Annotated in this window: 19 protein-coding genes; 7 read left to right on the top strand and 12 right to left on the bottom strand. The window is 55.5% G+C overall.

Translation table 11 applies throughout. The features are described 5' to 3' along the window. The first annotated feature begins 28 nt into the window (after positions 1-28). The 6 genes from J2D75_RS11375 (at position 29) to J2D75_RS11350 (ending at position 7469) form a co-directional block, all read left to right on the top strand. Positions 29-361, top strand: a complete 333-nt coding sequence (locus tag J2D75_RS11375) for a YciI family protein (RefSeq protein ID WP_025860481.1) — start codon at positions 29-31, stop codon at positions 359-361. A 52-nt stretch (positions 362-413) separates the two neighbouring features. Continuing rightward, positions 414-1301, top strand: a complete 888-nt coding sequence (locus J2D75_RS11370; RefSeq protein ID WP_025860482.1) for an MBL fold metallo-hydrolase — start codon at positions 414-416, stop codon at positions 1299-1301. Between the two features lie 358 nt (positions 1302-1659). Then, a complete protein-coding gene (locus tag J2D75_RS11365; RefSeq protein WP_207854940.1) occupies positions 1660-2184 on the top strand; it encodes a sigma-70 family RNA polymerase sigma factor in 525 nt (174 codons plus the stop codon). A 127-nt stretch (positions 2185-2311) separates the two neighbouring features. After that, entirely contained in the window at positions 2312-3301 is a 990-nt protein-coding gene (locus J2D75_RS11360; protein ID WP_207854939.1) for a FecR family protein, read from the top strand. A 173-nt stretch (positions 3302-3474) separates the two neighbouring features. Then, positions 3475-5895, top strand: a complete 2421-nt coding sequence (locus tag J2D75_RS11355) for a TonB-dependent receptor (protein WP_243428711.1) — start codon at positions 3475-3477, stop codon at positions 5893-5895. Positions 5896-6641: 746 nt separating this feature from the next. After that, complete coding sequence (locus J2D75_RS11350; protein WP_207854937.1) at positions 6642-7469, top strand: hypothetical protein; 828 nt, start codon at positions 6642-6644, stop codon at positions 7467-7469. Between the two features lie 260 nt (positions 7470-7729). Here the strand turns inward: J2D75_RS11350 and J2D75_RS11345 are convergent, their stop codons facing one another. The 3 genes from J2D75_RS11345 to vapB all read right to left on the bottom strand — a co-directional run bounded on the left by J2D75_RS11345 (position 7730) and on the right by vapB (position 10354). Further along, positions 7730-9418 carry an AAA family ATPase gene (locus J2D75_RS11345; RefSeq protein ID WP_207854936.1) on the bottom strand — a complete coding sequence of 563 codons (1689 nt, stop codon included), beginning with the start codon at positions 9416-9418 and terminating at the stop codon, positions 7730-7732. Positions 9419-9725: 307 nt separating this feature from the next. Beyond that, the gene (vapC, locus tag J2D75_RS11340; RefSeq protein ID WP_025860492.1) at positions 9726-10130 is read right to left on the bottom strand and encodes a type II toxin-antitoxin system tRNA(fMet)-specific endonuclease VapC; all 405 of its coding nucleotides are present in this window, start codon (positions 10128-10130) and stop codon (positions 9726-9728) included. After that, positions 10130-10354: a type II toxin-antitoxin system VapB family antitoxin gene (gene vapB / locus J2D75_RS11335; RefSeq protein ID WP_025860493.1), complete on the bottom strand. Its 225-nt coding sequence runs from the start codon at positions 10352-10354 to the stop codon at positions 10130-10132. Before vapB ends, vapC begins: the two co-directional genes overlap by 1 nt. 337 nt (positions 10355-10691) lie before the next feature. Between vapB and J2D75_RS11330 the strand changes: the two genes are divergently transcribed. Next, complete coding sequence (locus tag J2D75_RS11330) at positions 10692-10853, top strand: hypothetical protein (protein WP_159101602.1); 162 nt, start codon at positions 10692-10694, stop codon at positions 10851-10853. Between the two features lie 99 nt (positions 10854-10952). Here the strand turns inward: J2D75_RS11330 and J2D75_RS11325 are convergent, their stop codons facing one another. From J2D75_RS11325 to J2D75_RS11285, 9 genes are read right to left on the bottom strand one after another with little or no spacing between them, the layout of a single operon-like run. Further along, complete coding sequence (locus J2D75_RS11325; RefSeq protein ID WP_207854935.1) at positions 10953-13205, bottom strand: type IV secretory system conjugative DNA transfer family protein; 2253 nt, start codon at positions 13203-13205, stop codon at positions 10953-10955. A gap of 1 nt (position 13206) precedes the next feature. Continuing rightward, positions 13207-13635 (bottom strand): hypothetical protein, encoded by a 429-nt coding sequence (locus tag J2D75_RS11320; protein ID WP_207854934.1) that lies wholly within the window; start codon positions 13633-13635, stop codon positions 13207-13209. Positions 13636-13660: 25 nt separating this feature from the next. Further along, positions 13661-14059, bottom strand: coding sequence for a hypothetical protein (locus tag J2D75_RS11315; protein WP_207854933.1), 399 nt, complete (start codon positions 14057-14059; stop codon positions 13661-13663). Next, entirely contained in the window at positions 14056-14304 is a 249-nt protein-coding gene (icmT, locus tag J2D75_RS11310) for an IcmT/TraK family protein (RefSeq protein WP_025860496.1), read from the bottom strand. Before icmT ends, J2D75_RS11315 begins: the two co-directional genes overlap by 4 nt. Continuing rightward, positions 14304-15419: a type IV pilus twitching motility protein PilT gene (locus J2D75_RS11305; RefSeq protein WP_207854932.1), complete on the bottom strand. Its 1116-nt coding sequence runs from the start codon at positions 15417-15419 to the stop codon at positions 14304-14306. The genes icmT and J2D75_RS11305 overlap by 1 nt, the downstream gene beginning before the upstream one ends. Further along, on the bottom strand, positions 15416-15787 hold the full coding sequence (locus tag J2D75_RS11300) for a hypothetical protein (protein ID WP_207854931.1): 372 nt from the start codon (positions 15785-15787) through the stop codon (positions 15416-15418). The genes J2D75_RS11305 and J2D75_RS11300 overlap by 4 nt, the downstream gene beginning before the upstream one ends. Further along, positions 15784-16932 (bottom strand): secretion/conjugation apparatus DotM-related subunit, encoded by a 1149-nt coding sequence (locus J2D75_RS11295; RefSeq protein ID WP_207854930.1) that lies wholly within the window; start codon positions 16930-16932, stop codon positions 15784-15786. The genes J2D75_RS11300 and J2D75_RS11295 overlap by 4 nt, the downstream gene beginning before the upstream one ends. Next, a complete protein-coding gene (locus tag J2D75_RS11290; RefSeq protein ID WP_207854929.1) occupies positions 16929-17858 on the bottom strand; it encodes a type IV secretion system DotC family protein in 930 nt (309 codons plus the stop codon). The genes J2D75_RS11295 and J2D75_RS11290 overlap by 4 nt, the downstream gene beginning before the upstream one ends. Next, positions 17851-18249: a DotD/TraH family lipoprotein gene (locus tag J2D75_RS11285; RefSeq protein WP_207854928.1), complete on the bottom strand. Its 399-nt coding sequence runs from the start codon at positions 18247-18249 to the stop codon at positions 17851-17853. Before J2D75_RS11285 ends, J2D75_RS11290 begins: the two co-directional genes overlap by 8 nt. Positions 18250-18267: the final 18 nt, after the last annotated feature.

Raw genomic sequence — 18267 nt, 5'->3', positions numbered from 1 at the left:
AAGTCCAGTTCTGGTGGAGACTTTCGAAATGCCTGTTTATCTTGTGCGCATGGACCACCCTGACGGCGAGGGATGGGGACAGCATGTCGCAGCACACGTGTTGTATCTCAGGCGCCTTATTCAGGAAGGCAGCCTGCTGGCCTCCGGTCCGTTGAAAGGGACCTCATTGCGCTCCGGCTTTCTGATTATGAAAGGCGCCAATCGGCAAGAGATTGACGCGATGATTGCCGGTGATCCCTTTGCATCCGAAGGTTTGATTTGTGATCTGCGCATTGAAGAATGGGACCCACTATTCGGGTGCCTGTCAAACCATGCAACAGGCAAACTCCCGCAAGAATTGAAATCTCTTTTCCCTTCATGACGACAGCGCTGTGTTTTTTAAGAAATAAAAACGAAAAGAGAGCCTTGGGATTATGAACGATCTTCAGTGGTATGCTGTAGGAGATGCCCGCATACTAAAAATACAGGATCTGACGCTGGCAGCACTCACTCCAGAACAGTTGCTTCCTGACTGGGATGATGCAACGGCACTTCAGGTCTATCCTGATCTGTCTGAAACGCTGGATGCTTCAGAAACGAAAGCTCTTTTGAGCGTTCATAGCTGGCTCATCAAGGATCGCGGTCGGAACATGCTTGTGGATACGGGGGCCGGGAATAGCAAGGCTCGACCTGCTGCTCTGTATTTCGATCACTTGCAGACCGTGTGGCTTGAAAATCTGATGCGCGCTGGCGTCCGGCCAGAAGATATCGATTTTGTTCTTCTCACCCATCTGCATGTCGATCATGTCGGGTGGAACACACGCCTGCAAAATGGCATCTGGGTTCCGACCTTCCCGAATGCCCGATATGTCTTTTCTAGAGCCGAATATGATTTTTTCAGCAATCCAGCTCATGATAGTGCCCGTAATAAAACCAGTTTCATGACACGCATTGATAGCGTTGATCCGATTATCTCGGCGGATCTTGCGGATCAGATTGACGTAGACGGATCCGAAGTTCTTGAAGGAATTTCCTTTCACCCCACACCTGGGCATACGCCCCATCACGCGTCTCTTGTGCTGAAATCAGGTATGGAGCGTGCGCTCTTCACGGGTGATGTCATGCATCACCCCATTCAGGTGTGTATTCCGGAGTGGAGTGCCGTTTTTGATGCAGATCCTCAGATAGCCATCATATCGCGCAAATGGGCTTTGAATTATGCTCTCGAACATAACGCGGCATTATTCACATCGCATTTTCCGATAACATCGGCTGGAAGAGTGATGACATCCGACCAGGAAAGGGGTTGGTCTTTCCTCTAGGGCTGCCATTATGTCCGCTGTTCACCTCGTTCTATTCCATTGCGGACATTCCGCTTTCCCGCCAAGGTGGCCATGGAGTGAATTATCGTAATGAAACAAGTCCGGCCGGGAGCCGTGCTTGTTTTAACCTAATTAAGGGACTCCTTGTAACCTGAATAAAGACACTTTGGTGGGGTTTGGCGGTTTGGAAGCCGGGATTCTCCTAATTAAGGAATTTCGACAGATTTCGACAGTTGTGGCCGGATTATTTACGTCCGACAAGGGTACTTGCCGCGCGACGAACCACCTAGTATGACACAAAGGTAAGAACGTTTCTTAACTGCAGACCATCAAGGCTGCAAGAACGCACTTGGTGTGCATGACGGTGATCAGAATGACAGAGCGCAGGAGCCGCCTGACAAAGAGCTTCGAGCGGCACTATCAGGATTTGCTGCGTTTTCTCTTTCATCGCACCCGCGATATAAATGACGCGGCCGATCTTGCTCACGACACATATGTGCGCCTAGCTAAGGCGGCGGACGTTGTGGTTGAGAATGAGAAGGCTTACATTTTTCGGGTCGCTGGAAATCTGGCATTGGACATGCATCGTCGGGCAGGTAGACGGGCGACCTGGCTTGCAAATGAGGAGCCAGACGAGAATATTTCCGATCAGACGCCATCGCAGGAACAGCACGCTATTGATCGAGATCGGTTGGCCCGTTTGGATGCTGCGTTGGTGGAACTCCCGGTAAGAGTCCGTCTGGCATTTCTTATGCTGCGAGTAGATGGGCTGTCGTATGTCGAAATCGGGGCCCGCCTTGGCGTCAGCGAAAGCATGGTCGCGAAATACATCGTCCAAGCCATGCGACACTGCCGTGATCACATAAAGCAAGGTGAAGAATAAAACTTCTCGTTGAGACTGCAAATTTTTCCTGTTGCCATCGTCCTGGTTATGAGGGGTAATAAAATGAGTGTGGTGAAGCGCGAAACGATAGAGCACGCGCCACTCTCCCGGATGAAGAGCCAGTTATATGGCTGAAGCTGGACGCGGATGGATACATCACCGCACACCGCGGAATATTGCGCTGAGCGATGAAGCGATCGAGTGGCTCGTTGTCCTGCATTCTGGGCGGTCTTCAGACACGGATCGTAACGCTTACGCGGAATGGCGCCAGCGTTCGCCAGCGCATGAAGAGGCTGCTCGGGAAGCCGAAATTCTGTTCGGGCAGAGCGGGAACACAACGGCAGCAGGAGATTATCAGATCATGGGGGATGCTCTCGCGGCTCCTCCTTATCAGCAACGGGCGCGGCGATTGGGACGACGGGCTTTAGGCGCTTCTCTTGTCGCCGGTATCACCGCCTGGATCGCAGGGCCTGCTTTTCTGTCGTCCATAACGGCCCTGCTAGCTACCTATCATACCGCCGTGGGAGAACGGCGGCAGATCCGGCTTGGAGATGGATCAAGCATCTGGCTGAATACTGCCACTTCATTATCGGTAGAATTCACGGAAAGGCAGCGCAGCGTCATTCTCCATGCGGGAGAGGCACTTTTTGACGTGGTGAGAGACCAGATGCGTCCTTTTGTGGTTCGTTCCGGCAATGGCGAGGCGGAAGCTCTTGGAACCGTCTACGCGGTAAAGCGGGATGGCGCGACAACAAACGTTTCTGTACAGACGGGTGCTGTCGCCGTTCGTGATGGTGAAGGTGAGCAACGGGTCGAGGCCGGGGAGTCTGTCCGTTATGGGGATGGCATTGTTAGCGCGCCCGTCCCCGTGGATATGGCCGATTTGACGTCCTGGACACGTGGCAAATTGATCTTCAACCAGAAGGCTCTGGTTACCGTCGCTTTGGAACTCGGACGTTATCGCCACAGCCGCATACTGGTCATCGGTCACAGACTGCGAGAGATGAAAATCACTGGTGTCTTTGATATCGATGATAACGAGGCGTTACTCACGGCGCTCGAAACTTCCGCCGGTGCGCGGATCACGCGCCTTCCATATCTGCTTATGATTCACTGACCACGAACAGCTTTTCTTGGTCGACATCTTTTTTGCTGCTCACCCACTGCAAGTCGGCGCTGCAAAAACGTCCTTGAAATTAAGAGGCAGTCTTAACTCAGTGCTGCAACCTGCTCTGAGAAGGCGTCAATTTTGAGGTGGAAAGTATGGTCGTAACAAAGGCGACGCGGCGTATGGTTCGTCATCTGGCGCTCACGGCAACAGCAGGGCTGTCTGTCGTAGGCTTCGATAGGGCGTCGGCGCAGTCGCAGGCCGAGCACAATATAGAGTTTCATCTGGCCGCAGGAGATCTGGATCACGCTCTTACGCAAGCAGCCGATCAGAGCGGTATGCACATATTTTTTCCGTCAGCTGCCGTGGCGGGGAAAAAGACACCAGGACTCTCAGGAAGGCTGACGCTCAGCCAGGTTATGGGGCAGCTTCTTGAAGGTCGTGGGCTCACTTGGCGCCTTCAGGATGCCAGGACGATCATCGTCTCTTTGGCAAACAACAGTGCGACCATCATGCTTGGTCCAGTGCGTGTTGCCGGAACAATGTCTGAGGCGCGATCTCCGTCGACAGCTGTCCTTGGTAATCTGTCGACGACCTACCCGGGCGGACAGGTGGCGCGTGGTGGTCAACTCGGCATGCTCGGGAACCACGACGTGATGGACACCCCTTTCAACCAAACGAGCTACACGGCAAAATTCATTCAGGACCGCCAGATCAGGAACATCCGCGATGCGCTGAAGGATGATCCCTCGGTCAGAGGTTCGTGGGGCACGGGGTCAGCTGGTCAGGAACAATTTCAGGTCCGCGGATTCAATGTCGGCAATGGCAGCACGTCCTACGGTGGGATGTACGGTATGCTGTCCAGCACCTCCATAATGTCCGAACTCGCCGAACGAGTAGAGGTTTTACGAGGGCCAAGCGCACTTCTGAATGGGATGTCGCCTGACGGAGCGATTGGCGGGGCCGTTAATGTCGTGCCGAAACGCGCGCATGACACGCCAATTACGGAAGTCGGCACGGATTATACATCTGACCTGCAATTCGGCGGACATGCCGATGTCGGACGCCGTTTTGGTCGTCAAAAACAGCTCGGGGTTCGCCTTAATGGGGTGATCCGTTCCGGTCCCACGGCGATCGAGCACAACGCCCTGAAGACCGCTCTTACGTCAGCAAGCGTTGATCTACGCCTTAGGCACGTTCGTCTCGCGACAGATTTCGGCTATCAGCACCGCGAAATCACGGGGGTTATTCCCTATCTGGCTCTTGCATCCGGCGTGCCTGTTCCCGATGCTTCGCATGTCAGACGAAATATAGACGATTCATGGAGTTATCTAAAAACCGAAGATATTTTTGGTGTCTTTAGGGGAGAGGCAGACCTCTTCCGTAACGTTACCGCCTATGGCAGTGTCGGCGTGCATCAGACTCATTTTGAAGGAATCTATCCCGCCTCCATCACGGTGAGTGATCGGCAGGGAAACGGAAGCACTTCCTTGCCGATCGTGAACACGGCTGACTACAGGACGATTACGGCTGATCTCGGCATGCGGGCCGATCTGAAGACTGGCCCTGTCAGGCAGGTTCTGGCGTTTTCGGCCAACAGGCTAGATCAGACCACAAACCAGTCCTACGCTTACGCGGCCTCTCGATCTGTCGTTAATATCTATAATGAAACGAGCATCCCGGCCCCCACTCTTTCGGTGCCGCATCACCTTCCCAAGGCATCGGGCTCGACCCTATCCAGCCTGGCATTTGCCGACACACTTTCCGCACTTGAAAAGCGCATCCAGATCACAGCTGGTTTAAGAGTGCAGCGAGTGCAGTCGACGAACTACAATACGACCACTGGAATAGTCACAAGCAGTTATGACAGAACTGCCATCAGTCCGGCAGTTATGGCTGTGTTCAAGCCTCTCAAGAATGTCTCGGTCTACGGCAACTGGATACAGGGGATTCAGCAGGGAACCACCGTCGGTTCAACCTATGCCAATGCAGGGGAGGTCTTTGCACCCTATAAGTCAACCCAGTATGAGGTGGGAATTAAGGCAGACATAAAAAAATTCATCGTTACATTTGATGTGTTTCAGATTACTCAACCAAGTACGGTTTATAATTTGACTTCCAATGTCATGTCGCTGAACGGACAACAGCGCAATCGTGGACTGGAGCTCAATATCGCAGGTGAGATCGTCCACGGTCTTCGTACTGTTGGTGGATTGATGTTAATTGATCCGGTCTTAAAAAAAACGCAGGGTGGTCTTTACGATGGGCAACGTGCTCCTAATGTTTCGCCCGTGAATTTCAATATGGGGTTGGATTACAGCCTGCCGCTCGTTAAGGAGCTCGCGGTTACGGCAGACGTTATCTATACAAGTTCTCAATATATTGAAAATCCTGCTCCCCGCCGGAGTATTCCCGGATGGACGAGGCTGGATGTGGGAGTTCGCTACGCGATACGGAACCCAGCATCGGAGAAGGGGAAAATCACCCTTTATCTGAACGTTGATAACGTCGCGGGTGCGCGCTACTGGAACTCCGGCGGCTATAACAATCTTACATTAAGTGCCCCCCGAACGTTTCGCATTGCTGCTATGGCAAATTTCTAAGAGCAGGATTCATAACCTGAATATGACGGTTGCAGCCAGACAGATGAGGGCATGGGGTGCCAGATACGTTACTTTACCGTTTGACTTGTAGCCTCTCTCGCCAATTTATCATCAATCAGTGGTTTTTGGGGTGGTAAAGAAGGCAGTCAGCGGTGGATTATCATCATCTTCTGGTTTTCGACACAATTGTGCCGAAATTACTTAATTATCCAATCATCCTGATCTGATAATCGACCGACCGTTAATGTTCCGTTATTAAGAATAGCCAGAACTTACCAAATATCAGAAATGGGCGCATAGCGGCCGTCACATACGGTTGAATGAGTGGCAGAAAACATCGTTTGAGCGTTCCAAAGCAGACATTCTGCTCGCCCCCCTGAACTGCCTGTCCGCAGACGCCTTCATGTCGGTCGTTTAATCAAGATTGGTAATTTCCAAGAAGTGGACATAACCGACGACATCGTATCTCGCATTGATGGCAGACACATCAGTTGCCAAATAGCAGGATCACTTCTTGGGCGGTTGCAGACCGCTCAAACTTGATGGAGCCTTCTTCAGCGACGTATTTGAACTATATCGTCGACTTTCAGGCTGGAGTTGCCTTCCGTACAATCATTCAAAATGCTTACTGTCTCATATTAGATATGATCATCATCGTAATAAATCTTATTCTGTGTAAGTGGGATTGAATTTTTTTTTATGCAGTGGCAGCTGTAACGAGATTAAGACGGAAAGGCATGTTTCGTGTGACCGAAAAAATAGCTCATGTAAAGAATCCGCTTACTGTTATTGCCATATTTGCAGGAACTGCAGAGGTTAGTGGCACAGCTGTTCTTCCATTATTAGAAAAAGATACGCAACAAGTCTACGTATGGTTTATTATGGTTTTTCCATTATTGCTTGTTGTTGCTTTTTTTATAGTTCTTTATAATAAAAATTATGTTCTATATGCTCCATCCGATTTTAAGGATGAGAATCTCTTTGCGTCATTCAAGCCGGGTTCGCCTCAATTACGTGCGCAAAAACTTAATGAGGAAGCAGGAGCTGATCGTAATACGGAAGAGGCGGCGCAGCCTTCAGATTTAATTTCTACAAATGGGACAGCTTCTGAACCCATACGTGATAACCATGATTTCATCTCTAGACCTTCATACGGACAGATAGCAGCTCAAGCTTCACTTGCTGAAGATCTCGTTATTACCCGTTTGGCTTCCAAGCGCAGGACGCAGTTCGCTCGTAATGTCAGCCCCGCAGCAATGCCAAGTATTATGTTTGATGCAGTTGCAAAAGACGGGAATAACCAAGTCATTGTAGAAGTGAAGTATACTAGGAAAGGATTTACTTCTATAGGAAATATAGATCGCGTTAAGGAAACATTTACTTCCTACTATAATTCCCTGCCGGACGTTACAAAGCGTGGAACACTGTTTATTCTAGCAATCGTCTGTGACGGGGATGCAGAAGCCAATACCTCTCGCATTGAAGTCAAATTCTCAGCCATTATAAGCGAATGGAATATTCCGATCCAGGTTCGTGTGTATAGAATGAGCGAGTTGAGAAAAACTATTCAATAGTTCTGTTGACCATAATCAAATTTACCAAAATTTGTATAAGTAATAGTCTCCGCCTATCTGTTAATACTGTCAACTTTTCCTGAATCATATCTTCCACTTCTCCCTCCCCTGAACTGCCCGTCTGCTCAGTGATGCCGGAGTAGACGGGCGGCAATCGCCTCGTTGCGGACGTCGAAGCGCAGACTCATGCTTCCTCGAAGCGGGCGTGGCGGATGTGAGGGTTTCAACACTTCCGGTCAGGAAAGGGATTGTACATCCGCTCAGCAACTCAAGGTTCCCATCCCCAGTCTATCGGTGTTTGAAACCCAAGCCGCTATGTTGCGTAAGAATTTCCACACATTATCCTCTCCCGGTTTGACGTACGATTCAAGGGACGGGTCCGATCCCAAAGCGGTAAACATTTCGCCCAACCAGACAGACTTATTACGGTTACACTGCAAATGAGGGAGCCATGATTCAAGCTCTCCGGAGCGCACCGTAAACAAGCCGTAGGATTCCATCTGGTTGAAAAAAGCTATCGCAGTCGCAAGCTCATCGCCGCTCAGCAGGGCAATTCCCCCCCGTCTTTTATAATCAGGGTCGGCAGCGTGAAGATATGATCTTACGGTTTGACGTGTGTTTCGGAGACCCTGTCGCAGTCCTTCCGGTATGCCAGCAGCATTGAAGTACTTGGTGCAGACCTGCCCGTCTTCTTTGATCCAGTCGATGTCAACCACCAGAGCTGACGGTACTCCGACTTGGCGTAGCTCCGCTACGATTTCTGAGGCCGTTTGCTTGTTGTGAGCATTGAGGAATATTGCATGGCGGATGCTTGGCGACGAATATAGATTTATTCTATTGTTGATTTCTTCATAGAATGCGCGATCGGCGTCCGCCTCAACAACTACAGCAGATTCATAAAATAAGGCTGAGACTACCCCCACAGAACGTAGCAGAGGATCATTCATCATTTGTGACAGCCGTGCCGCAGGCAGTAGCTGTGCCGTTCCTTTTCCTGCCCGATGCGTGAGGCGCACAACATCGGTCGCTAGGCCCGCTGACAAGCAGCCCATCAGAAAATGCGGACTGTGCGTCGCAGCGAAAAGCTGTTTGTCTACGCTGATTTTGAGCCCTATCTGCCTGCCCAGCGTGTAGGCGAGGCCGGGATGTAGAAATGCTTCCGGCTCATCAATAATGAGGACTTCCACATCGCCTGCAATAACCTCTGACAGCACGCCGACAAACGCCTTTGTCCCATCACTTGATGCGGAAAGGGAGTGCGAATTCCGGAAAAATTCAATGGCCTCATCCGTAAAAGAACGCTCGATTTCTGCAGGAGGCCTCGTTTCTGACAATGCATATGCGAATGAGCCCATATCGGTCGCATCAATCACGAGATGCATCTGGAAGGAATCATAGATAATATTCGATAGGGTATGTCGAAGAGCATCGTCTTGAAATAAAGCTGCAATCGTCGTCTGGGGAGGATCGGTCAGTTTTTGTGCCTTAGATTTATTTACAAGTCCCAAGCGGCTCTCGCCAGTTAAATTGAGCGCGAACATACTTAATAGATGTTGAGAAATATATTCTTGATTGCAATTTGGATCGCGAGGGTTCTGATTGAACCGATTCAATAGATCATTGAGAAGCCAGTTTTCATTGACCTCCTGACGGCCGATATTTCTACGCATGAATATCTGCCGATCGGGTGTTTGTCCGGCTTCGGGAATGCGGAATTTTGAAAGTTTTTTCTCTGCGCATTCTCTTGTAATATTTGCGAATTTTACCTCCGAAATTACATGCTGTTCGTGAGTTTTCTTAAAGAAAAATTCGTTATTGATGTCGCGAAGAGCCGCACTTTTTCCGCCGTTATTAGGGCCGACAAACACCGTCATCCGCCCCGGAGTAAGCTCCAGCGGGGGAGTCTCAGCTTTAGGCCCGTTCTTGAATAATATATATTCTATCAACATATCTGACTCTAATTATTCCATGAATATTTTTTCTTTTGCCAGATACTCAAAAATTTTTCAATTTTGCGGGTGTTGTGCGACTTTAGCTTCTATGTCTGCTTAAAAGGGCTACCCCGAACCCCGTGCGAGGGAGGTGCCAATGATCACTTCGGCAATTATCTGACTAAAAGAAATTCTTAAAACAAAAGCCGTCATTGCACTGCGTGGACCAGATAGATTGATGCTTTGATTTGAACTGCCACGGAATTGGTAGGAATGTCTTCATCCCAATCCTCGTGCCTAGAAGCAGACCTTCCGTAATCCCCCCCTAATCGGCCGTCCAGTCCTCACAGCGCAGGCCGTTCACTCTGGTAAACTCGCGCAGGTTCCCGGTTACGACAATAAGGCCTCGGCTCCGTGCGTGGCCGGCGATCATCAGATCATAGGGACCGATCGTGCAGCCGCGCCGTTCGAGATCGGCTCTGATCTCGGCGGTGTGCGCGGCTGCGGCGTCATCGAATGGCAGGACACACAGGCGCGCGGCAAAGTGCTCGACTTCACGGCGGGTTTTAGGCGGGTTCTGGGCTTTCTCGGCACCGTAGAGCAGTTCGTATAATACGACATCTGAGATGCAGAGTGCCTCAGCGTGATTATTGAACTGCTCACGCAGACCTTGAGGCCGGTCACGTAGAACACGAATGCAGAAGTTTGTATCCAGCAGATAACGTAACATCAGAAGCTTTCGCGCTCCTGCATGCCGGGCTGGATACGCTCTGGCAGGTCAGTGCCAGGTGCTGTGAAAAAATCATCCCACGTGGCATCGGCCGGGGCGATAATTCTGCGTGCACCGTCTGGGATGATCACCACGTCTTTCAGGGTGCTGTCGAAGGCGACAGCTTTGGGGAGACGAACGGCCTGAGAGCGGTTCGAAAGGAACAGTGTTGTGCGGGTCAGCATGGCATCCTCCATATTTGTATATCCATTGTGAATATACGCCCGGTGGGCGAGTATCAAGAACTTTCAATTCGGATTATGTGAGGCAGCCCGAGATTAAATATTCGTGATTAAAAAATTTCCAGATTCTAGTTATTGTGGTTTTCATCCGATAAAAACAACATGAAAATCATTCCAAAGTTCTTTTTTATCGTTGTTTCATCGATAAAACCGCAAAAACAACGGATGTTTTAACGCAAAACATCATTCTTTATTTTTTATTACTTTATTATAATTAAAAAGATATCTCACAATTAACAATTCGAAAATGGAAACTGTCATGTACAATTCAGGGATCCCGATGCTGGCGATTGTAACTGGCTTAGGCATGCTTTTTTTTGGTGCTATGGCAATTGTTGTTGCCTTCGCACACCCCATCGTTGGCACGCTTCTTTTAATACCTACAGATGTGTTTGGCGTTGTTTCATGGTTTTCCGTGACATTTCCGCGAATTCGCTATTAGGCTCCAGAAAGTCACTGTAGCCAGACGGTTAACGTAGCACCCAACAGAGTGAGCGCTACGAGATGCAGGCTGGTTTAGTATAGTCCTTAATCATGCCGCCTAAACGGCGACCTGATTGAGTGCAGACGCAACGCTTTTGCGGGCATCTGCCTCTGTCGCACCGGCCCGCATTTCAAAGCGGACCATGGTTTCGAACAGCGTGCGGTCGATATGCGGATTGATGAGCCCACCCGATGCCGTGGCTGGCCTGGTGACGGGTTCTGCCATATCCCGAAACAGGGCGCGGAACGGCACATAGTCGCTGGGTGGCAGCGGATCTCCGAAAAGCAGTTCCCTATCGTGCGTGTTGTCGGGATTTTGCAGAACGACCGCCATGCGGTTGTAAATCTCTCCCATAGGGCCGGGCAGTGCGGGCAGCTTTTCGGGATTGACGATATCGGTGCCTTTGATGAGGGCATCGACCACGGCCTGATCCTCGGGGTTGGACAGTGCTTTGGCGGCCGACAGGCTGGTGCTACGGCGGGAGACGGGCAGAGGGGCATAGAGCCGGTTCGTACCCTTCGGTTCGACCCCGGCGTAGAACAGGCGGGTATAGAGCCGCTTGCCCCGGAACATGATGATGGCCTGTCCCTGCCTGAGGGCCTGAATGTCGTTCCATGAGATGCGTTTCACTTCCCGGATGTCGGCACGCGCCTGTGTCGTGTAATCCCCGATGATCTCGGTGTTCTCGTAGCCAGACAGGACACCCACCTGCATGGTGCCGCCAGCCTGTTCCACCCATTCGCGGGTGGGGCCGGGGTCTTCGAGCTGCATGAATATCTTGAGTTTAGGGTTGCCCAGCAGGGGGACCGTTCGGTCCCGCCCGAGTGTATCGTAGAGCGACCCCACTTCCTGAAATGACAACCAGATCGAGATGTTGAGTTCACGCCCCTGTGCCATCATGGTATCGAGGCCGCGTGTCACAAAATGGTTTCCCTCATCATAAAGCATCAGATAGGGCGTGCGTGCGGCAGACGGACGGTATTTCACGAGGTCGATATAATTGCCCTCGATCGACGCCCCGAGGGCCGCGGCCAGAGCGTATCGCTGGGCCGTGATGAAGGTTCTGCCAATGGCGGCGTTGGTGTCTGGATCGTTTTCCAGAGAGGGCAGCAACACGATCAGATTGCGCCGGTTGAAGATCACATCGGTCAGTTCGACGTCAGGAACGTCGCAGTTGAAGATGTGCCCGTAGGTTGACATCATCATGGTGAAGGTCTTGCCGAAACCGCCTACAACATAGCTGTGCTGTTCACGGACCTTGTCCTGTGAGCTGACGGCCCCTGCGTCACGGCTGTATCCACCCGTGTCCTCGATATAGTCACGAACGGGCTTGAGCAACTCTTCGGGAAAGTCATCCGGTAGAGGCATGCTTTCGATCTTGCGTGCCCTCATGTTGTAATACTGGAACCGCCTGCTTGCGTTGGTGTCGTCCTGTTCGCCAGCCAGATCGATCAGTACCTGAATGTTCGAGAAATTGACACGCATGGTGGCAGTGGTTGCGGGAATTCCCAGATGATCGCGCATCCAGACAAAGATCGGCGATATGCCGCGCATCAGATCGTTGGCACGGTTGCGGAAGTACTCCGGGTTTCCGCCGGCAGTTTTGTCGTTAGGCAGAAACAGAGTCTGGAGCAGTTCGGCCATGCCTTCGGCGTTGACGGTGGAGAAGGGGTTCCATGTGTGTGACTTCTTGTCGCCACTCGCCACCTGAAAGTTGAGAACCCGCATATTTGCGGAAGCCCCCCAGCTTTCCTGTAGGGCGTGGAGCGAGAAGACGAGATTGTTGGAGCCTTTGCCGTCGACGATGGTGAAGCCGGTTCCCTGTGCCAGCGCACTGGCGAGAAGGCTGTAGATGAACTGGGTCTTGCCTGAGCCTGTCGCGCCGGGCAGTAGGCCGTGCATGGTCATATCGCTGCCTGATACCCAGATCTGCTGCCCGCTAACCTCATCCCAGCCGAGCAGCCAGTCGCCCCGGGCCTTGTCGGGCTTGTCCACTCCGACCCGTTTGGGGTCTGGCACCGGATTGCCGTAGTCCTTGCGCTTCGAATTGGCCGGCAGGCGCAGGGGCATGATGACCGGTCGGGTTAGCACGAAGGCCGTATAGGCGAGGGCGGGCGGCACAAGCAGGGTTGTCAGGGCGGGGCAGGCAATTGCCAGCCCCGCGAGCCCGACGAATGGCGCGGCGGAAAGCGGTGTGCTGAGGGCTTCGAGAATGCGCGTGCCGAGGGTGCGGGTATCACGATAGGCGATGCCATCTCTTTGCTCGTGATGATCCTGCGGGCCGTCAATGCGGCGTCTGAGCTTTGCCATGTCAGTGCAATCCGAACGCCTGATTGAGGGGAGAGGGGCCGGGGCCGGGTTGTGCCGGGGCGGCTTCGGGTTGGGGGCGTGACAGTGCGGGCGGCCGCATAACCGGCCGGGATGGGAACTCTGGCGGGGCGAGCAGGGCCAGATGCGGAGGCGGGGGCGTGGACGACGATGCGGGAGAGCTGCTCATACGTGAGTAAAGTCCAGCGCCGAGCAGGGCCAGAACACCCAGCCCCATCATGGCGGTCCGTCTCCAGCGCGGACGGGCAGGAATGACGCTTCCCCGCTCATCAGCGGCTGCCGCTATGACAGGCAGTGCCGGGGGCGGGTTCTGGTGGCCGGCATCCGTGCAGGGCGACACGCGGATATGCAGCGTCGTATCACCCGGTGTGATGGTCAGGGGGCTGTCGCCCGGTGAGAGAAAAATGTCCATGGTGTGCTCCTGTGAGGGGCTGTGATCATACGGGCATGGGTTGTGACGCCGGGACGGCGCACAGGGTGTTGGCGTGTCGCTCAAGGGCGTCGAGCAGGATGGTGCCCTGTGCATCCGCGACCTTCTGGAGGGTCTGATCGGTGCACAGGATAATCAGAGAGAGGGGGGCGTGATGCACGGCGTGCAGGCGCTGCCCGCACAGGGCGTTGCTGTCCGGCCTGATCGCGAGCCCGAAACTGACTTGCCCGGCGCGGGTTTTCCATGTTTCCTCGGCCATCCGCATGAGGACGGGGAGCAGGCAGTCGGGGGCCAGCAGGCGCCGTGGTGTGAACGCCTCCTCACCTGTCGCACTCAGGGCGATGCGATACGGTCCGTTGTCCAGCAGGCTGGCGAGGGCGTCGATGAGCCGTTCGAGGGGGATCATGCGTAGTCCCTTTGCTTCCAGCGGGGCAGGCGCGGCCGGTGCGGGCCGATCAGAAGTACCCGCGCCATACGGAATGCGACAGGCAGGGTGAGACCCATCCACGCCAGAAACCCGAACAGGAGGGTGACGACGATGGCCGTGATGAAGGTCCATAGGCGCATGTGGGCCAGCCACAGCACCATGCCCAGCAGGCAGCGGCAGTCGACGACGAAGAAGTAAACGGGGCTTGAGGAGTGACGCCACATCAGTGCAGTTCCTTCATGGCGCGGTCTGCGATTTCGTCGCTGATGCGGCCTTGGGCGTGGACGTCCTTGATGGATTGTTCGAAGGTCTGGCCGTGCTCTTCCACGAAACCGCGCACCATGTTGGGCCAGCGGGACTGTGGCGCGTCGAGCAGGGCTTCGCGGATCCTGCGGTTGAAGGGCAGGAAGGAGCGGATGGCGGTGCGTCTGCCATCGGTTGAGCGGAGCAGACGCTGGTTGACGATGAGTTTGAGGTTATCAACCAGAGCGATGGCGAGACTGTCGCGATCGGACGCCGGGCACAGCGAGACGACACGGCGGATTGTCGCGGCCGGGTCATTGGTGTGAACGGACGTCATGGTCCGGTGACCCGAGATAATCGCCTGAATGGTCGCTTCCATGGTTTCGGGATCGCGACACTCGCCCACATTGATATCGGTGGGTTCCTCACGCATGGCCGCCCGGATGAAGCCGGGGAAGGTCGCCATCTGGCGGGGAATTTCCGTTTGCTGAATACTGGCGTTGTTCTGTTCGATCAGGTCGTAAAACAGTTCCAGCGGGGCGGCCCCCTCGACGATGTCGCAATGGCAGTCAGGATCTTCGAGGCGCTGGCGGGTGACGCCCCCCATCAGGGTTGTCTTGCCACTGCCGGTAACGCCGCAGATCAGATAGCCGCCAGTGTCTCCGTCCAGTGCTTCGAGCAGGCGCTGTTCGACATGCTGTTCTTCAAGTGGGGTCGGTTTTTCGGGGAGTGGGCGCAGCACAATCCCGATCCCGTCATTTGAGCCGATGGTCGTGGCGACTGCGTTCACACGAAAGCCGTAGCGTCGTTTGCGGCGGTCGGGCCAGATAATGTAGCTGGTGTCGATGGCCTCACCCTTGCTCAGCCGTGACGGGCCTGTGTCGGATTTATACATCGTCCTCAGGGCTTCGGAGACTTCACGGCCGGTCCAGCGCAGGCCCGGCACGGTATAATTGCGGCCATGCACACGGATCTTGAGGGACGTGTCCGTCTGCATGTGAATACGGGATGCCCCCATTTCGACACAGCCGATCAGGATGGTGTTGAGACTGGCGTGTGGGGGCAGGGCGCGCAGGCGCTCCACGATGTCGTTCATGCGTCTTTTCCTTCAGGAGGTGTCTGGGGGGTGCGGATCGGTCCCAGCATGAGGGTCTCGATGCGGTGATGGACCTTGAACAGGTGGTGTGACGGCGCTTCACCCGGCAGGGCGCTGGAGCCCTGTCGCAGAGCCGCGACATAGGCGGTGATGGGCTGTCTCAGGGCGTCGGGGGCGTGGGCCACGTCGTAGCCGTAGTAGAGATCGAACCGGTAAACCTGGTCGAGCTGTGCGAGGGAGGTCGCCATGGCGCTGTCCAGCAGGCCGTCGCGCAGCATGTAGGTTCTGAGCACCCAGCTCCGCAGTTCTGGTGCGGTGCTGCGGGCGGCAAGATAGAGGATTCCGAGCTGTGTATCAGGCGTGGTCATGACGGCTTCCGGTCGGTGCTGAGCAGGGTATCGAGTGTCGCGCTGACATGCGGCTCGGGGAGTGGCTGGCCCGTGCGACACTCAGCCCGCCAGTGTTCCAGTGCTCCGGCGGCTTCGGTGCAGGCCGTGGTGATGACCGCGTGCATGGGGCGGCCGGGCATGGGGTAGGGCAGGGCACTGAGAATGAGCCAGAGGTCGCGATCGACGAGCTGGATCATGGCGAACAGGCTGGCGTTGAGGACGCCCGCCTTCTGGCGGGCCACCTGAAGGAGCGTCATCAGCGCGGTACGCGACCAGGCGTGATGGCCGACGATCTGGATGCCGACCTGCCAGTCGCCTGCGGACAGGGTTTTGCGAAACTCTTCCACCGTCCGGGGTGGGATGGTGAGCGGGGCGGTGATTTCGCCCTGTTTCCATTGCCCGGAGAGGGAGTGCGACAGGGCGTTGAGCAGGTTCCCGGCCTCGTCGCCGCGCCGTGCGCAGACAAGAGTGAAGGCCATGAACAGGCACTGTTCGACAGGGCTGAGGGCCTGCGGGCCTGTCCAGGGCGTGCCGAGCTGTGCGGCCAGCGCATTCCGGGCCGCCTGCGCGTAGGCCTCGGTGCCGGGTTTGTCGCCACCATAGCGGGCGAGCCATTCGTCTGGCTGGAGGAACGGATCCATGGGCCTGAGGGGTGCGGATGGCGGCGGGGGTTCGCGCAGCTGTGCGTTGTAGCCGAGCCACGCCTGTCCAACAGGATGGATCTGTGCGAGCGCATGCTTCATGCCATCATAGCCGAACTGGGCGCGGTACAGGCCGCGTGGGGCGCGTTTCACACAGAAAAAACCCATAACGCCGAACAGGATCAGTACCGGCAGGAGGGTCAGGAAACCTGTGAGGCCCAGAAGCTGCCATAGTGTCGCAGCACTCACCTTATGGGGGTCGGCCTGCGCCATCCTGTCGAGCAGGGAGGCGTAGCTGTCGGTGAACAGGGAGGCGGCCAGCAGGATCAGGCGCTGCTCGAACAGCACGGCCATGACGATCTGTGTGTGTGCTACCTCCCACAGGAGGAAGCCTGCGACACAGAGCAGGAACAGGGAGGCCCCGATGACGAAGAGGATCTGCCCGGGCCCGGTGTCGCGTTGCAGGCTGTTGGCGCTGGTCATGGTGCGTCCTCCCCGACATGCCAGTGGGCGCGGTTCGCATCGAGGCCGGGCTGTGCGCGGATACGGATTTCCGTGTCGTCTTCGCGCAGCACGTCCTTGCCGCCATCGGTGTCGCGCTGGAAGAAGGCGACTTCGGGCGCTTCGACCTTGCCGGCCTTGAGCAGCACGCGGTAGCGGGCCATGCCGATCAGGTCGCGTTCAAGGCGGGCGAGATCGTCGAGGAAGATTTCGACGGCCTGTCGCTCTCCGGCCGCCCAGCCGCGCGCCACACCTTCACGCCAGACTTCCACCTCGTGGCGGGTTCTTGGGCGCACCGCATCGGGAGGCGTTTCGGGGAGGGTGATGGTGCGGACCAGCCATGTGCGCCACTGGGGCGGAGCCGAGACCAGCTGGGCTTCGCGGGTGACGCGGAAAATCCGGCGTGTCTCCCGTGCTGTCTGCCCGGATGGATCGAGGGCCATGGCCATCTGGGCCTCCGAGACGACAGGCGGACGCAGAAGGGTCTGACCGCTGCCGGCGGGGAGGACGAGGGGGCGGAAGTCGAAGGTCTGATCGAGTGTCGCCTCGTACCGGCCGAGCATGTCGTTCAGCGCGTAGGAGCGCGCGGCAAGGCCGCCCTGTGCGCCATAGGCCCATGCGGCGTGTCGCACGGCATCGTCATGGTCTGCGCCGGTATCGGGTCGGGGCGAGTAGCCGGGGCGCACGGCCATGAGCGCTTCCATGGAGGGTGGGCGTGTCGCATCGCTGATCCGTGGGATCTCGGTGGCCCCGGTCAGGGGTGTGTCGATGGGGCTTGCAGCCCCAGGCGACAGGGTTGGATTGGAGGGAACGGGCAGGGCGACAGGCCCGTTGGAGGCGGCGAGGCAGGGTGTCGCCAGCACCAGTGCGAGCAGCCCGCATGACAGGATGGCGGGGGATTTAGCCATGATGCGACACCCTGATCTCGTGGGTGGGCACGTCGATGTCCACACGGTAGCGGGGGCCTGCGGCGAGGCTGAGTTCGTCGATGAGGCTGGCCTCTGTCGCCGTGGTCTCACGGATGGCGACAACAGGGCCGGGGCCGGTGTCGTCCATGATGAGGTGATAGCCGATCTGGCTGGCGATCTCGCCCAGACCGTCGCGCAGTGTGCCCGACCAGTGCCACCGGACGGGGCGTTCCAGTTCGGCAGGCAGTACGGAGCCCGGGCGGCGCACGGGATAGCGGGTTGCAGCCAGTGCGTTGGCCTGCGCGTCGAGGATGGCCATCTGCTGGCCGAAGGGGATCTGGGGGGGCGGGGGATGGTGACAGGCGGCAAGAGCAATGGGCGCGAGGAGCATGAGACCTCTGGGGAATGA

Source organism: Acetobacter suratthaniensis (assembly GCF_017377745.1).
Taxonomy (GTDB): Bacteria; Pseudomonadota; Alphaproteobacteria; order Acetobacterales; family Acetobacteraceae; genus Acetobacter; species Acetobacter suratthaniensis.
This window is presented reverse-complemented; position numbering and strand designations above follow the sequence as displayed.

Bases quoted from the DNA above. Each gene is read 5' to 3' on its own strand.
- J2D75_RS11375 (WP_025860481.1), top strand. From the start codon at position 29: ATGCCTGTTTATCTTGTGCGCATGGACCACCCTGACGGCGAGGGATGG.
- J2D75_RS11320 (WP_207854934.1), bottom strand. From the start codon at position 13,635: ATGGACATTTTTCTCTCACCGGGCGACAGCCCCCTGACCATCACACCG.
- vapC (WP_025860492.1), bottom strand. From the start codon at position 10,130: ATGTTACGTTATCTGCTGGATACAAACTTCTGCATTCGTGTTCTACGT.
- J2D75_RS11290 (WP_207854929.1), bottom strand. From the start codon at position 17,858: ATGGCTAAATCCCCCGCCATCCTGTCATGCGGGCTGCTCGCACTGGTG.
- J2D75_RS11330 (WP_159101602.1), top strand. From the start codon at position 10,692: ATGCTGGCGATTGTAACTGGCTTAGGCATGCTTTTTTTTGGTGCTATG.
- J2D75_RS11305 (WP_207854932.1), bottom strand. From the start codon at position 15,419: ATGAACGACATCGTGGAGCGCCTGCGCGCCCTGCCCCCACACGCCAGT.
- J2D75_RS11285 (WP_207854928.1), bottom strand. From the start codon at position 18,249: ATGCTCCTCGCGCCCATTGCTCTTGCCGCCTGTCACCATCCCCCGCCC.
- J2D75_RS11300 (WP_207854931.1), bottom strand. From the start codon at position 15,787: ATGACCACGCCTGATACACAGCTCGGAATCCTCTATCTTGCCGCCCGC.
- J2D75_RS11360 (WP_207854939.1), top strand. From the start codon at position 2,312: ATGGCTGAAGCTGGACGCGGATGGATACATCACCGCACACCGCGGAAT.
- J2D75_RS11315 (WP_207854933.1), bottom strand. From the start codon at position 14,059: ATGATCCCCCTCGAACGGCTCATCGACGCCCTCGCCAGCCTGCTGGAC.
- J2D75_RS11370 (WP_025860482.1), top strand. From the start codon at position 414: ATGAACGATCTTCAGTGGTATGCTGTAGGAGATGCCCGCATACTAAAA.
- icmT (WP_025860496.1), bottom strand. From the start codon at position 14,304: ATGTGGCGTCACTCCTCAAGCCCCGTTTACTTCTTCGTCGTCGACTGC.
- J2D75_RS11295 (WP_207854930.1), bottom strand. From the start codon at position 16,932: ATGACCAGCGCCAACAGCCTGCAACGCGACACCGGGCCCGGGCAGATC.
- J2D75_RS11325 (WP_207854935.1), bottom strand. From the start codon at position 13,205: ATGGCAAAGCTCAGACGCCGCATTGACGGCCCGCAGGATCATCACGAG.
- vapB (WP_025860493.1), bottom strand. From the start codon at position 10,354: ATGCTGACCCGCACAACACTGTTCCTTTCGAACCGCTCTCAGGCCGTT.
- J2D75_RS11355 (WP_243428711.1), top strand. From the start codon at position 3,475: ATGGTTCGTCATCTGGCGCTCACGGCAACAGCAGGGCTGTCTGTCGTA.
- J2D75_RS11345 (WP_207854936.1), bottom strand. From the start codon at position 9,418: ATGTTGATAGAATATATATTATTCAAGAACGGGCCTAAAGCTGAGACT.
- J2D75_RS11365 (WP_207854940.1), top strand. From the start codon at position 1,660: ATGACGGTGATCAGAATGACAGAGCGCAGGAGCCGCCTGACAAAGAGC.